The 14143-nt window shown below is 33.9% G+C and carries 17 protein-coding genes and 1 pseudogene; 12 read left to right on the top strand and 6 right to left on the bottom strand.

What is annotated here, in order from left to right; genetic code table 11:
* The first annotated feature begins 12 nt into the window (after positions 1-12).
* From ACVWY7_RS10915 to ACVWY7_RS10905, 3 genes are all read left to right on the top strand, one after another.
* Positions 13-1137, top strand: a complete 1125-nt coding sequence (locus ACVWY7_RS10915; RefSeq protein WP_456523784.1) for a glycosyltransferase — start codon at positions 13-15, stop codon at positions 1135-1137.
* Between the two features lie 819 nt (positions 1138-1956).
* On the top strand, positions 1957-3291 hold the full coding sequence (locus ACVWY7_RS10910) for a UDP-glucose dehydrogenase family protein (RefSeq protein WP_456523783.1): 1335 nt from the start codon (positions 1957-1959) through the stop codon (positions 3289-3291).
* Positions 3292-3563: 272 nt separating this feature from the next.
* Complete coding sequence (locus tag ACVWY7_RS10905) at positions 3564-3848, top strand: hypothetical protein (protein ID WP_456523782.1); 285 nt, start codon at positions 3564-3566, stop codon at positions 3846-3848.
* Positions 3849-4087: 239 nt separating this feature from the next.
* Here the strand turns inward: ACVWY7_RS10905 and ACVWY7_RS10900 are convergent.
* Positions 4088-4722, bottom strand: a pseudogene (locus ACVWY7_RS10900) (IS6 family transposase).
* Between the two features lie 360 nt (positions 4723-5082).
* On the opposite strand from ACVWY7_RS10900, the gene ACVWY7_RS10895 reads away from it, so the two are divergent.
* Entirely contained in the window at positions 5083-5376 is a 294-nt protein-coding gene (locus tag ACVWY7_RS10895; RefSeq protein WP_456523781.1) for a DNA-binding protein, read from the top strand.
* A 15-nt stretch (positions 5377-5391) separates the two neighbouring features.
* Here ACVWY7_RS10895 and ACVWY7_RS10890 read toward each other — a convergent pair whose 3' ends face one another.
* Positions 5392-6009: a DUF955 domain-containing protein gene (locus ACVWY7_RS10890; RefSeq protein ID WP_456523780.1), complete on the bottom strand. Its 618-nt coding sequence runs from the start codon at positions 6007-6009 to the stop codon at positions 5392-5394.
* A 160-nt stretch (positions 6010-6169) separates the two neighbouring features.
* Here ACVWY7_RS10890 and ACVWY7_RS10885 point away from each other — a divergent pair, with 160 nt between their 5' ends.
* The 3 genes from ACVWY7_RS10885 to ACVWY7_RS10875 all read left to right on the top strand — a co-directional run bounded on the left by ACVWY7_RS10885 (position 6170) and on the right by ACVWY7_RS10875 (position 8336).
* Entirely contained in the window at positions 6170-6463 is a 294-nt protein-coding gene (locus ACVWY7_RS10885; RefSeq protein ID WP_000288327.1) for a DUF3928 family protein, read from the top strand.
* Between the two features lie 108 nt (positions 6464-6571).
* The gene (locus tag ACVWY7_RS10880) at positions 6572-7021 is read left to right on the top strand and encodes an NUDIX hydrolase (protein ID WP_000540524.1); all 450 of its coding nucleotides are present in this window, start codon (positions 6572-6574) and stop codon (positions 7019-7021) included.
* A 139-nt stretch (positions 7022-7160) separates the two neighbouring features.
* Positions 7161-8336, top strand: coding sequence for an acetyl-CoA C-acetyltransferase (locus tag ACVWY7_RS10875; protein ID WP_000552083.1), 1176 nt, complete (start codon positions 7161-7163; stop codon positions 8334-8336).
* A gap of 30 nt (positions 8337-8366) precedes the next feature.
* On the opposite strand, the gene ACVWY7_RS10870 is transcribed toward ACVWY7_RS10875, so the two are convergent.
* Positions 8367-9092, bottom strand: coding sequence for an AAA family ATPase (locus ACVWY7_RS10870; RefSeq protein ID WP_000567982.1), 726 nt, complete (start codon positions 9090-9092; stop codon positions 8367-8369).
* A gap of 10 nt (positions 9093-9102) precedes the next feature.
* A complete protein-coding gene (locus ACVWY7_RS10865; protein ID WP_000059970.1) occupies positions 9103-9372 on the bottom strand; it encodes a hypothetical protein in 270 nt (89 codons plus the stop codon).
* A gap of 148 nt (positions 9373-9520) precedes the next feature.
* Between ACVWY7_RS10865 and ACVWY7_RS10860 the strand changes: the two genes are divergently transcribed.
* Positions 9521-10249, top strand: coding sequence for a DUF4184 family protein (locus ACVWY7_RS10860; RefSeq protein ID WP_456523779.1), 729 nt, complete (start codon positions 9521-9523; stop codon positions 10247-10249).
* Positions 10250-10284: 35 nt separating this feature from the next.
* On the top strand, positions 10285-11049 hold the full coding sequence (locus tag ACVWY7_RS10855; protein WP_001984073.1) for a lipoprotein: 765 nt from the start codon (positions 10285-10287) through the stop codon (positions 11047-11049).
* Between the two features lie 47 nt (positions 11050-11096).
* Here ACVWY7_RS10855 and ACVWY7_RS10850 read toward each other — a convergent pair whose 3' ends face one another.
* Positions 11097-11528, bottom strand: a complete 432-nt coding sequence (locus tag ACVWY7_RS10850) for a DUF3997 domain-containing protein (RefSeq protein WP_000758777.1) — start codon at positions 11526-11528, stop codon at positions 11097-11099.
* 131 nt (positions 11529-11659) lie between these two features.
* Here ACVWY7_RS10850 and ACVWY7_RS10845 point away from each other — a divergent pair, with 131 nt between their 5' ends.
* The 3 genes from ACVWY7_RS10845 to ACVWY7_RS10835 all read left to right on the top strand — a co-directional run bounded on the left by ACVWY7_RS10845 (position 11660) and on the right by ACVWY7_RS10835 (position 12965).
* On the top strand, positions 11660-12115 hold the full coding sequence (locus ACVWY7_RS10845; RefSeq protein WP_000769088.1) for an RDD family protein: 456 nt from the start codon (positions 11660-11662) through the stop codon (positions 12113-12115).
* A 177-nt stretch (positions 12116-12292) separates the two neighbouring features.
* The gene (locus ACVWY7_RS10840) at positions 12293-12391 is read left to right on the top strand and encodes a hypothetical protein (RefSeq protein WP_000145657.1); all 99 of its coding nucleotides are present in this window, start codon (positions 12293-12295) and stop codon (positions 12389-12391) included.
* 64 nt (positions 12392-12455) lie between these two features.
* The gene (locus tag ACVWY7_RS10835) at positions 12456-12965 is read left to right on the top strand and encodes an SDR family NAD(P)-dependent oxidoreductase (protein WP_000218415.1); all 510 of its coding nucleotides are present in this window, start codon (positions 12456-12458) and stop codon (positions 12963-12965) included.
* 66 nt (positions 12966-13031) lie between these two features.
* Here the strand turns inward: ACVWY7_RS10835 and ACVWY7_RS10830 are convergent, their stop codons facing one another.
* On the bottom strand, positions 13032-14132 hold the full coding sequence (locus tag ACVWY7_RS10830; RefSeq protein WP_000818946.1) for an ABC transporter ATP-binding protein: 1101 nt from the start codon (positions 14130-14132) through the stop codon (positions 13032-13034).
* Positions 14133-14143 lie beyond the last annotated feature (11 nt).

Genomic DNA, 14143 nt, shown 5'->3' with positions numbered 1-14143 from the left:
GGAGAATATATTATGTACACTTATTATCTGATCGCTCCCTCTCCATGGCAAGGAGAATGTGGATTACACTATCGACGTCATAAATTGACAAAATATTTGTTGGGTCTTCCAAGTACTCAAAAAGTCACATGGATATATTGTATACGAGATGAGACAGTCAAGGAAATTCAGAAAAACATATTGCCAAATGGAATTTGTGAATATGGGGTTCCAAGTCATATTTCTCAAAACAAGGAAGCTTTGTTTACAATAATTGACGACGAGTTAGAGAAAGAGACACATAATGTTCTTTGGTTTACATTCCCGGAATTTTCAAAACTATCAGAGTTGCGAGTTTGGGATTGTATTACTTACGATTGTAGTGATCTATGGAATAAATCATGGACCACGGATGAACAAGTCGATGGTATTCCTGATGAAATAAAAATTATTAAATGTGCAGATGTTTTGGTGGTTTCATCTGAATATTTAGCGGACTATATTAAAAATATTGCATCTCGTTCGGCTCATGTAATTGAGAATATGGTTGAATTCGAGCGGTTCCATTTATCTATTCCCCCTACTGAAACTGAGTTGGACCATATTCCTTATCCACGTCTTGGTTTTGTTGGTGGAATGAAGGAGAAAGTTGATTTTGGATTGTTATGTAGCCTTGCTGAGAAGCGACCTGACTATAATATTGTGCTGATAGGTCCTGCTCCATTTGGTGTACCAGAGGATTTACAGAAACTATTGAATTTCCCAAATGTGCATGCAATGGGGGGACGTTCATATGATGAATTACCAAATGTATTGTATGGTTTAAATATTGGTTTGTTGCCGTACAAGCCAATGGAATACAACAAAGCTGTGTTTCCTGAAAAATTTTTTGAATATCTTGCTACAGATCTTCCGATGGTTGGCTCCGGATTGCCTTCAACACAGAAGTATGAGGAGGAAGGAGTGTATTACCTTGCACAAAGTGATATAGAGGATTTCATTAATGGATGCGAGAAAGCTTTAAAATGGGAACAAGATAACAAATATATAGAAGCTAGAATAAAAAAGGCCGAGGAGCATAATCAAAGCCACAAAATAAAAGAATGGGTTGATTTAGTATGGAGCACGATTGTATCTCAGTCTACACAGGCAAAATAAATGGAGATATCAATATATTCTGTAGTATTTCTTGAAAAAGTATTAGATAAATTTCTAATATAAGCAATATATTAATAGAAACATAAATTGGCTAGTGATTTGAAGGATTTGGAATGTAAGTTGTTTATCATTATTTAATTTGTATTAAAAGATATATAATACAGCTTTACTTAGAAAATCATGTCTATAGAGGATCTAAGTAAAGCTATCCTTAATTAAAAACGGATGAATATATATGAACTTAATATACTGTAAGATTCTATACTTTTTCGCTGTCAAAAACGAACTTTGTATCACTTAAAGCAATGGTAGTTGTATGAACGATTTAATTCACATGGAATGACGTGTTTTTAATGAACTTGTTTCACTTTATTTGTTTTAATTCTTTAAATCGTAAAACACAAGTCACATTATTGTTCGGTTTTTGTATTTTTATATGTAGATTTAAAGGAGTGAATTAATCTTTTTAGAAAAACGCCCAGTCGGCCTCACAGATGTAGATTTGCTAAGGGAAAATAACTTTATTTAACTTATTATATATTTAAAGTGATTTAGAAAAAATTATAACCTGATTGTAGCTAGTTTCTCTTACTTTACTTCATGTTCTTATAAATACCAAAATTGATATCTAGTTCATTTGTACGTTTTGCGATATACTTCTTTGCAAATCTGGGATTTGAGCTATGATATATAATACTGATTTTTTGATAAGTTCAGAGACACAAAGTTTTGATTGAAATTCCTTATAAATAGCAGTATTACCTGCAAGCGGAATATATATAAGGATAAAGTAGTTCAAAGAGAAAGGATAAGATAATCGTGAAAAGAATTGCTGTGGTTGGAACTGGATATGTTGGCTTAGTAACAGGGGTTTGTTTATCGGAAATCGGACATCAAGTTACTTGTTTAGATATAGATAGAAACAAAATTGAGAATATGAAATTAGGAAATTCTTTAATTTATGAGCCTGGATTAGATGAGTTAATGATTAAGAATATAAAAGCTGATCGTTTGAGTTTTACTACTAGTAAATTTGAAGCTTGTTCCAATGCTGAAATAATTTATATTGCTGTTGGTACACCACAAAATGAGGATGGTTCTGCGAATATACAGTTTGTAGAACAAGTAGTAAAAGATATAGCCAAAAATATTTCTCGTGATGGTGTAATTATTGTAATAAAAAGTACAGTTCCAGTTGGTACAAATAATAAAGTGAAGCAATGGATTAAAAGCAACTTAAAGAAGAAAATTTGTTTTGAGGTTGTCTCAAATCCCGAATTTTTAAGAGAGGGATCTGCTATTCATGATACATTTTATGGAGATCGTATTGTAATTGGTGCCGAGAGTGACAGAGCAGCTTCGATTTTGGAAGAAATAAATAGGCCATTTGGTTTACCAGTATTTAAAACCGATATCTTTAGCGCTGAGATGATTAAGTATGCTTCAAATGCATTTTTAGCAACTAAGATTAGTTTTATTAACGAAATTGCGAATATTTGTGAGAAATTGGGAGCTGATATCGAAGATATAGCTTATGGTATGGGATTAGATACTCGTATTGGTTCGAAATTTCTAAATGCAGGAATTGGTTACGGAGGGGCTTGTTTTCCGAAAGATACTCGTGCGTTAGTCCAGATTGCGGGTAATGTTGAACATAAGTTTAAATTGCTAGAAGCTGTTATTAATGTTAATAATGAGCAACAAAGGAGGCTTATTGAAAAAGCACGTTCTTGTTTCTGTAGTTTGAAAAATAAAAAAATAGCGCTATTAGGGCTATCGTTTAAACCTAAAACTGATGATATGCGTGAAGCAGCTTCAATTATTATTGCAGAACAATTAGTTGAAGACGGGGCAAAAGTAGTAGCTTATGATCCAATTGCTATGGAAAGTGCAAAAAAAATCCTAGGAAATAAGATTGAGTTTGCAACTTCCATACGGGATACATTACTAGAAGCTGATGCTGCATTTATTTTAACTGAATGGGATGAGATTCGGAATATACCCTTGGAATATTATAATACGCTAATGAAAAATCCAGTTGTATTTGATGGTCGTAATTGTTATATGCTAGATGAAGTGAAAAAGCATGTAATCGAGTATCACTCCATTGGAAGACCACCAGTAAAGAATTTATTTATTTTGGCAAATAATTAAGAATGAATGACGTATGAATCCATAAAAATAAGAAAGAATCGATAAAATTCATTAAGATTTAGCTAAGGTAATATAATTATATCACATATTATTAGAGAATTTTTTGTTACAACCCCTTGGATTATATATGAATACACCCTTCTTTGAAGAACTTCATTTTATTGTATCTACTTTCTATCACAGCATTCGTAAATTGACAGTGATGATAGTTAAATATAAAACTGTGTCAATCTAATAAAATAAATTATCACTTTAAATTCGGAGGGAACGAGATGGATTTAGAAACAAAGAGGTTTATTAAAATAATAGATGCTAAGTTTAAAATCTCTATGCAAGAAGTAAATGAACTAATACAGAATTATGGAGAAAAAAATACATCTCGAAGTATTCATCATATTTTGCAAGATATAAAAATAATGAGAAAACTAGTTGATATTTATAGCTCATTGGAAACAGAGCCTATATCAGAATTAAATCAACTACGAGAAGAAATCATTTTTGCTCAGATATATATTCAATCGGATCAAAAATGTTATAAATATTTAAAAAGTTATTGATTTTAAAGGATATGAAAAAGTCATGAAATTACAAATAGCGAATAAGGGAATTTAAGCACTGAAAGTAATTTAATAGAAAGAAGAGAAGATTTTGTGTGAAAATACTAATAAGTTATTAGACTATATACTATTTATTCAAGATGAATCGGTTTATATGGTAGGGCAATTATAGAATATGGTACTGATGTAAAAACGCCCCCTTAGAAACATAAAGTGTTAGTTTTCTTTAATTTGCTATCTTATGAAGCTAATGCCGACAGTTTATGGATAAATTCTTTTTGATTTTGGGCTGACTTCACCCCTGTTGGGTTTGCCCTTTTTTCATCATATGCATGGCTTCAACACAACTTAATATACAAGTAGCGGTTTGAATTGACTTGAATCCCAGCAGGGAGTGTACTCGTTTCTTAATGAATTCTGTTCAATGATATTGATCAGATAACGAATTTGTCTTATTTGAATGCCTTTAGGCATCTTTTGTGCGTCTTTTAGTCTTTGAATGGCTACTGGATAAGCTGGATTTTATTAAATGTTATCACCCGAGATTTTAAAACATGAAAGGCAGCCAAGGCTTTTTTTAAAAAGCACTTAGCTGCTTTGGTATCCCTCGATTCACTAAGGTAAAAATGAATGGTATTCCCTTTTGAATCAACGGCACGCTATAAATACATCCATTGGCCTTCTACTTTGATGTACGTTTCGTCCACTCTCCATGAGTCATTGATTGGTTTAGGACGACGACGGACTTGTTTATCCAATCGAGAACCATAATGGCTGTGTGAGCTATGGATAAGCCCTATTCCTCTATCATTTCCACCAAATCACGAAAACTAAGTGTGTACCGTAGATACCACCTCACCGTTAATAAAATAATATCAGGTTAATGATGTTTCCATTTGAACAAATCTTGGACATACTGATTATGCCTCTTTTTTAGAGTAATAGTATCAGTATGTCCAAGATTTAGAGATTCATTGCAAGTGTTTCGAAGTTCTTACACCAGAAAACCCAATTAACTACTATACAAAGTTATATATTAGCTGGAATTTTCTTATTAGTATTGTTAATTGGGAAAGCGTACATACTTGGCAGGATTGGAATATTGGCTGTTATCGTACCACTATTAAATCTGTTTGTATTTAAAGAATGAAGAACGAAAAAGTATAAACTAGCTGTACGATAGTAACAAGCAAACAATTAGCAAACGGAATTTTCTATTAAGAGGGGTACAAATATGCAAAATATATTTATAGGTATATTAATTATTATGTTTCTAGGATTAGCAATATTAGGGTTCTATACCACTTTCACCAAAAGGATACATAATGATTATTTCAATACTTTACTAGATGACACATCAGGATATATTTTGTTCTTCAGTTTAATTGGAAGAGGGCTGCTCTGGATATACCAAAAATTATTTCCAAAGAAATATTATATAGGGATTTTTAGAGGGATTACATTTAGTTGTCTATTTTTACTTCTAGCAGCCGGAATTTGGTTTATTGATTGGAATATATTATTTTAAACAGTAACAAAATCGTTACTGTTTTTTTCTTTGCAATAAAGAGCTTTGTAAAGAGAGTGCTTTTTGTTCGCTCGTTAATAGAGACTGAATATGGACATTTTCAGGGCGAGGGACGATCGGATACATAAGATTTGTTGGAGAAGGATGATGCTCCGAGCCAGTTGGGGAATGGGGATCAGCGTGAGTAAGTTTTCCGTGAACACGTCTTGTAAATAAAATATGACCGATTTCGTGAGCGAGCGTATAGACGTTTTTCATGGGGGCAGCTGAATTTGTTAAAACGATATAACCAGTAAGTTGCTGTTGTTTCGCTAAAGAGTAAGCACAGGCAATTACTGCTGTTTCTTTGAAATAATCACTGCCAATATAACAAATGTAAAGGTCGCATTCAGGAGCTTCATTTACACAAGTTTGAAAAAAGGATGCTAATTTTTCCTGACTTTGAATAGAATCTTTATAACTAATTTCACGGTCAGAAAAGCGGAAAAGTTCATTTAAAACAATTACTTCTTGAATTTGAAATGTAATCGGGTGCCAAATTGACTCTGCAACTGCTAAATCTTTTGCAACACGGTCATCAGAAATATCGGCGCCTGGAGTAATGCAAATACATATATTGACGTATGGATCCATAAGGAACACCTCAACTGAAAAAATTCTTCCTATAATATATGTCGGGAAAAGATCCTATGTATGGATAAACGCCTTGTTTATTACAAGTCGAAAAAATTTCATAGTTCTATAACATGGTTTGGCCGTCTTTTTGATATAGTAAAGGAAAGGGGGAGAATATATGTATACATTAAAAATTGTTTCAGACAGAGAAGCTCTTTATCAATTTGCAAGTTATGTAAGAGTTGTACAAGGAGTGGAAGATGTATATGTAGAGGTGGGAGAACCTTTATACGAACATCCATTAATGAAATTTTATGTACATATTAAGCTTGAGGAAACATATGAGCAACATAAAGCGTTACAAGAAATAGCAAGATTAGTAGAATTAGGGCGTTTTACATATGTCCATTATCGTAATGATGAAATAGAAGAAGCTTTTGAAGCTGTAAAATATGAAAGTTTTAAGAAATAAAGGTGAAAAAAGGAGGCGAAAGCTTCCTTTTTTTCTTTAAAATTACATCAACAAAAGGAGAAAAATTTTGTTATGATAAGGGAGGGTGAGGAAAGGAGAGTTTACATATTGGGGTATATTGAAGAGTTACGCAAAGTCGTTGGGACAAGGCCGCTTATTCTAGTAGGATCAGCAATTATTATCTTAAATGATAATCAAGAAGTATTGCTTCAATATCGTTCAGATACATATGATTGGGGTGTACCTGGTGGAGCGATGGAGCTAGGAGAAACGACAGAAGAAACTGCTCGTAGAGAACTATTTGAAGAGACGGGACTAAATGCGAAAATTATGCAATTTATCGGGGTTCTTTCGGGAAAAGAAGTGTACTTCCAATATCCAAATGGAGATGAAATTTTTAATGTCATTCATCTGTATCAGGGACATCATGTGAGCGGGGAATTAAGGCTTGACCATGAAGGATTACAGCTTCAATATTTTCCGGTAGATAAGTTACCGAATTTGAATAAAACAACAGAGAAAATTTTACAAAAATTTCTATACGCATTAACAGAATAGAAGGTTAATTCCTTCTATTTTTATTATATTAAATATTTTGATTTTTTAGTATGTTTATAGTATGATAGGTGTAGACATACATCTTATGGAATTTCACCTAAAAACTGACTAGGGTACATAAGAGAGGGGCAAGTGCAAAATGCATAATGTTGTTATTACAGCTGCAGTTCGTTCGCCAATTGGAACTTTTGGGGGAGCGCTAAAAAATGTAACGCCAGTAGAATTAGCTGTTCCTGTACTTCAGGAAGCTGTAAAACGAGGCGGGGTAGAACCACACGAAGTGGATGAAGTGATTTTAGGTCATTGTATTCAAAGAACTGATGAAGCAAATACGGCGAGAACGGCTGCATTAGCGGCAGGATTTCCTGACACAGTTACGGGCTATACAATCCAACGCCAATGTTCTTCAGGTATGCAAGCAATTATGTCGGCTGCAATGCAAATTCAATTAGGTGTAAGTGAAGTTGTTGTTGCAGGTGGAGTAGAAGCAATGAGTTCAAGCCCCTATGCATTGAAACAACACCGCTGGGGACAACGCCTACAACACGGAGAAATTCGTGATACGGTGTGGGAAGTGTTAGAAGATCCGATTCATCATATTATGATGGGGGAAACAGCGGAAAATTTAGTTGAACAATATGAAATTACAAGAGAGGAACAAGATGAAGTTGCGCTTCGCAGTCATACATTGGCACTGAAGGCAATCGAGTCTGGATACTTTGACGATCAAATTGTTCCTATTACAATAAAAGAACGTAGAAAAGAAGTAGTATTTTCGAAGGATGAACATCCACGTGCTGATATTACAGCAGAAAAATTAGCTGGGTTAAAACCAGCTTTCCGTAAAGATGGATCTGTAACGGCAGGGAATGCATCTGGCCTGAATGACGGAAGCGCGGTTCTAGTATTAATGAGCGAAGAAAAAGCGAAAGAAAAAGGCTTACAACCGTTAGCTAGAATTGTTGGATATTCAGTAGCTGGAGTAGATCCGAAAATTATGGGTATTGGACCGGCACCAGCAATTCGTAAAGGATTAGAAAAAGTAGATTGGTCATTAGAAGATGCAGATTTACTGGAAATTAATGAAGCTTTCGCTGCACAATACTTAGCTGTAGAGAAAGAATTAGGTTTAGATCGTGAAAAAGTGAATGTAAACGGTAGTGGTGTAGGACTTGGACATCCAATTGGTTGTACAGGAGCTCGTATTACTGTAAGTTTAATTCATGAATTAAAAAGACGCGGGTTAGAAAAAGGAATTGCCTCTCTATGCGTCGGCGGCGGTATTGGAGTAGCATTATTTATAGAAGCACTATAAAAAAGAAGCAGCAATCGCTGCTTCTTTTTTTTAAGAATCAAATAAATGATGAAATAATCGATCGCGATTTTCAAAGAAAAGTTTTGTTGTTTGATAATGCTCTGTTTCTTCTAATGTGGATTCGTGAATTCCTTCTTGTGTTAAAGAATATATAGTGGATTCAGGATAAGCCATTAAAATAGGAGAATGCGTTGCGATAACAAATTGTGAACCTTGTTCCGCTAGTTCATGCATTCGAATGAGCATAGAAAGTTGTCTCATCGGTGATAGAGCGGCCTCGGGCTCATCTAAAATATATAAACCTTGTCCTGAAAAACGATTCATAAATAAGGAGAAGAATGACTCACCATGGGATTGCTCGTGCAGCGAAACACCGCCATAAGATTTTATAGCATCTATTTCATCAATATAAGAAGCAACGTTATAAAATGATTCGGCACGAAGAAAGAAACCGTCATTTGGTGTATTGAAACTTTTGGAAATTCGAAGGTATTCATGTAAAGATGAATGGGAATCGTTTGTGCTAAAGCGGAAATTTTTCGTTCCACCTTCTGCATTAAAACCTAACGCAATTGCAATTCCTTCGAGTAATGTTGATTTACCCGTTCCATTTTCTCCAATAATGAATGTTACATTTGGGTGGAAAGCTAGTGATTGTAATGTTCGGATAGCGGGTAAGCAGTAAGGGTATGCGGAGAAACTAGGGATATTTTCTTTTTTTAATGTGACATTTTTTAAGAAAGGTACGTCAATCAATATAGAAACCTCAATTCATAACGGATTTTGATTCTAAAAAGGCAGCAAATACAAGGGTAAGACAACTTGCAAATAGTATTGTATATTGAAGTGCGCCAAAGCCAAGACCTTCCCAGCCGAAAGTCATTCTCTTCCATATGAAAATAAAAAGAATGCTTATAAAACCAACGAGAGCAGGTATATATTTTATAATTTTGTAGTGCTTCCATAGATAGAAGCCAATGTATGTACTTAAAAACAAGGTAAACAGAACAAGAAAAAAGACAAGTGTTAATGACACGTGAACCCCCTCCTTGTTTTCTGAATATTTATGTGGATTATATCATTTAAACTATCATATTCCAATGTGAAAATAAATATTGCATGGAGATTATTCATGTCGTTATGATAGTATGTAATCTATTGTAATTCTGAAAAGGAGCTAAAACATGCCGTTTACATTTGCACATCCAGCAGCAGTTCTTCCTTTTGCGAAAAAGCATTCTAAACATATTTCAGTAACGGCTCTTATATTAGGGAGTATGGCGCCTGACTTTGAATATTTCTTACACTTTAGACCGTATGGTGTAATTGGGCATACGTGGCTTGGGTTCTTATATTTAAATTTACCACTTGTCTTCTTGTTAGCATACATATATCATTACATTTTAAAAAAGCCTTTTATAACACATTTACCTAAACCATTTGCTGGCTATTATACATATACAGTAGACAAGAAGTGGGGGCTAGATACAGGGAAGGAATTCTTTGTATTTTGTTTTTCAGCATTATTTGGTATGTTAACGCATGTTATTTGGGATGCATTCACTCATAAGACAGGCTATTTCGTTATGAAAATACCATTATTGCAAAGAGAATGGTACGGTATCTCTATTTATAAATATATGCAACATGGGAGTACATGTGTTGGTCTATTATTGCTACTATACGTATTATGGAAGTATAAAGATGAAACAGGAAAAGATATGATTATAGCTTCGGAAAAAATGAAATATTGGATTTCGGTACTTGTTGTGGCAGCTATTATATTTATCGTGCACGCGTTCGTAGATCCCTATTTTCATATTTTCCAAATAGGGGGTATAATAGTATCTGGACTGACAAGTTCGTTTTGTGGGCTATTCATTGTTTCTATAGTTTACAAAGCAAAGGACTAATTGATATTAATGAATGATAGTGTTAGGAGAATTATATGATGAAAGCATGGAAAAGTATTTTTGTTTTATGTAGTTTTCTTCTTATGTTAAGTGGTTGCTTCCATCAAGAAGAAAAGAAAGTTGAACCAAAAAAGAAAGAATCTATTCCTGAAACAAAAGAATATGGTGGGCGTGAGCTAAAAAAAGTAGGGCAAAAAGTGAAAGAAACTGGATGGGGTACTTTTAAGTTAGAGCAGATTCATTCAGTAAATCAAACATTTGAAGTAGCACCAATGAAAATTCACGTACAAGATGTGAAAGTAATCTCTTTATCACAGATGAGTAAAGATGCAAAAAATACATTAAAAGTATATACGGCATTAACTCCTGAAGAAGTAAAGCGTAGATTAGGAGATAAAGTAAGTCAAGAAGATGCGGAGTTATATGCATCGCTAAGTGGAACAGAGATTAGTGATACGATTCGTTATGTTGAAATTACATATAAGGTGGAAAATAGCGGGAATAAAAATATGCAATTTTTCTCTATGAATGATGTGGTGATTAATGATAAGCAACATTTTAAAGTAGCAACGCAAAACTTTTTATATGATGAAGATACACTCGTTGGTACAAAAAATGTATCAAGAGAAGACTATAAGCCTGGTGAAACAAGAGAGGGTATTATCGGATTAATACTTGATGATGGAAAAGAGAAAGTAAAGGATATTAAGTTTACAACAGATAACGCAGTGGCAGGAGATGCAGAAGCGCAAGATGTTGTAAAAGAGCCACAAACTTTTAATATTTCACTTTCTGAGTAAGATGTTTTTAAAAACATGTAAGAAAAAAACAGTCAGCACTTACAATATTATGCTGACTGTTTTTTGTGTTCTTTTATGTATGCATCTATACTTTGGAAAGGAACTTTAATTTTAAAAGCATCTTTTTGTTCATGAAATTGCTTTTCATTATAGGGACCAAAACGTTTATTATGTTTTACGTCAATAATCCAATAATGCTCACTTTTTTTATTTGCAATTGCTGCGTCAGGATTATTCGGATCTGACTTTTCCTCGGTTTGTTTTGCAATAATGTATTTATCATCCCAAGCTATGTCTGTAATTTTTGCAGGAATGTATTGTGTGGCGTATACAGCATCTTGCGTGGGGAAAAGTTCAAAGGCATTTCCAGAAGTACGTATGAGTTCGTATTCATCGTTAATCGTATAAGTTATATGATTTGTATTTCCAGCACAACCGGCTAATAGGAATGCGACGAATAGGATTATCCATTTTTTCAATATGGGAACCTCCTTTACAATGCTGTTGTAACACATTGTACAAGAAAAGTACAAGAAACGCTAGTTTACAATGTTTTTTAGAAGTGGTACGATGAGACGGGTAAAGAAGGATATGAAGGAGTCGACATAAAATGAAGTTAAAGATGCATCGTCCAGCGCTTGTAATGAATCGCATAGGTGCTTCCCTAATTGACATGTTTTTAATCTCGGTTATGTATGGTGCAGTAGTAGCTGTTATGACTGGAAATTATAGTGCTATTTTTAATCGTTTTAATATTAGTTTTGGCGATTATAGATATGATCTCGCAGTAGTTTTTATATTAATGGCGATATATTTTATTTTGCTACCCTTTATTTGGAACGGTGTTACACTTGGTAAAAAGGTAACGAGAATAAAATTAATTTCATTGAAGAGTGAAAAGTTAACACTACAAACATTAACGATTCGATTTTTTGTATTGTTATTACCGAACATATTACTACTTGGAATTCCGATATTATGTAACGTATATATGATGTTATTCCGCAAAGATAATTGTGGTTTTCAGGATTTAATTACAAAAACGAAAGTGATAAGTCTTGTATAACAAAAAAGAGACCTTTTTATATATAAAAAGGTCTCTTTTTTGTTATACACATATATTTTAATGGATATATAATAAGGAAAAGTTAATCTATATCATTTTCGAATTTAATAGATTGAAAATTAAGAAAATGTTATAATAATTAAAATAATATCTTTATATAATAAGGGGGAATTTAAAATGACTGGAGGTAGCGTAATCTTTTGGGGGATTTTAATTTTCATCGGTTTAGTGTTCGATCAACGTAATAGTAAGAAAAAAGAAGGAGTAAAAAAGTAACCGCTTACAAATAAATAAGCAACTTTTCTTGCTTGCAGACTAATCTCATAAAGGAGTATACTGAATGACGGTAAGACTTATAGAAGGGGTAATGAAAATGAAGCTTGCAGGAAAAGTTGCTATCGTAACTGGCGGTGGCATCGGTATTGGACGTAATACAGCTCTTTTGTTGGCTAAACAAGGCGCAAAAGTAATTGTGACGGACATTGATCAAGAAAGTGGACAAGCAACAGTGGAGGAAATTACGAATCTAGGCGGAGAAGCACTTTTTGTATCCTATGATATGGAAAAACAAGGAGATTGGCAACGCGTTATCAGTATTACTTTGAATGCATTCAGTCGCATTGATATGCTTTTTCAAAATGCTGGTTTATATAAAATAGATTCTATATTTTCACGCCAACAAGAGAACGATTCCAATGTACTTTGTATTAATGACGTATGGATAGAGATAAAACAATTAACGTCATCTTTTATGAAACAGCAAGAAGAAGTGGTGCTGAGTGACTTACCGATTTTCGGTATTATTGGCACGAAAGGACAATCATTTCATACAGTAGAAGCCCTCGGATAATAATGAAAACCGCCCTCAATATATGTGGACGGTTTTTTTGTATGCTATATTGTAGAAAATTATTTTTTAACGAATGCGTTGTTCGGTTTGGCTATCAAAGAAATGTGCTTTATTCATATCAAATGCTAGTTTAATTTGGTCACCAGGTGAGAAAGTATGTCTTGCATCAACACGTGCTGCAAAATCTTGATTTCCAAGTTTCATATATAAAATAGATTCAGCACCTAATAACTCAGCAACTTCAATTTTTGTTGTGAAGGCAGTGGATTGTGAAGCTTCTAAAAATAGTAGCTCATCATGAATATCCTCAGGACGAATACCTAAAACAATATCCTTATTTACATAGCCTTGTTCACGTAATATCTTCATTTTTCCTTCAGTTACTTTAATTTTTGTTACATTGTCTATAACGAAATCGGTTTCAGTTAATTTACCGCGGAAGAAATTCATCGCTGGAGAGCCGATAAATCCACCAACGAAAATGTTTTCAGGTGTTTCATATACTTCTTTTGGAGTTCCGATTTGTTGAATCTTTCCGTCTTTCATAACAACAAGACGGGAAGCCATTGTCATTGCTTCAGTTTGATCATGCGTTACATAAATTGTTGTCGTTCCAAGGCGGTGGTGTAGCTTAGAAATTTCTGAGCGCATTGCAACACGTAATTTAGCATCTAAGTTAGATAAAGGCTCGTCCATTAAGAATACTTTCGCGTCCCGAACGATTGCTCTACCTAACGCAACACGTTGACGTTGTCCACCTGATAAAGCTTTCGGTTTTCTATCTAAATATTGTTCTAGTCCTAAAATTTTTGCTGCATCTTTCACACGACGATCAATTTCCTCTTTTGGTATTTTTCTAAGTTTTAATCCAAATGCCATATTATCATACACACTCATATGTGGATATAGAGCATAGTTTTGGAAGACCATTGCGATATCGCGATCTTTTGGAGGGACATCATTCATTAGCTTACCATCAATTGAAAACTCTCCTTTTGAAATATCTTCAAGTCCAGCCACCATTCGTAATGTTGTAGATTTTCCGCAGCCAGAAGGACCGACAAATACGATGAATTCTTTATCTTGAATGTGTAAATTGAAGTCTGTTACAGCTGTTACGTTATTATCATATATTTTATAAATGTTTTCTAATTTCAGTTCTGCCATGGTATTTCCCC

This window comes from Bacillus sp. TE9106W, assembly GCF_054062215.1.
This window is presented reverse-complemented; position numbering and strand designations above follow the sequence as displayed.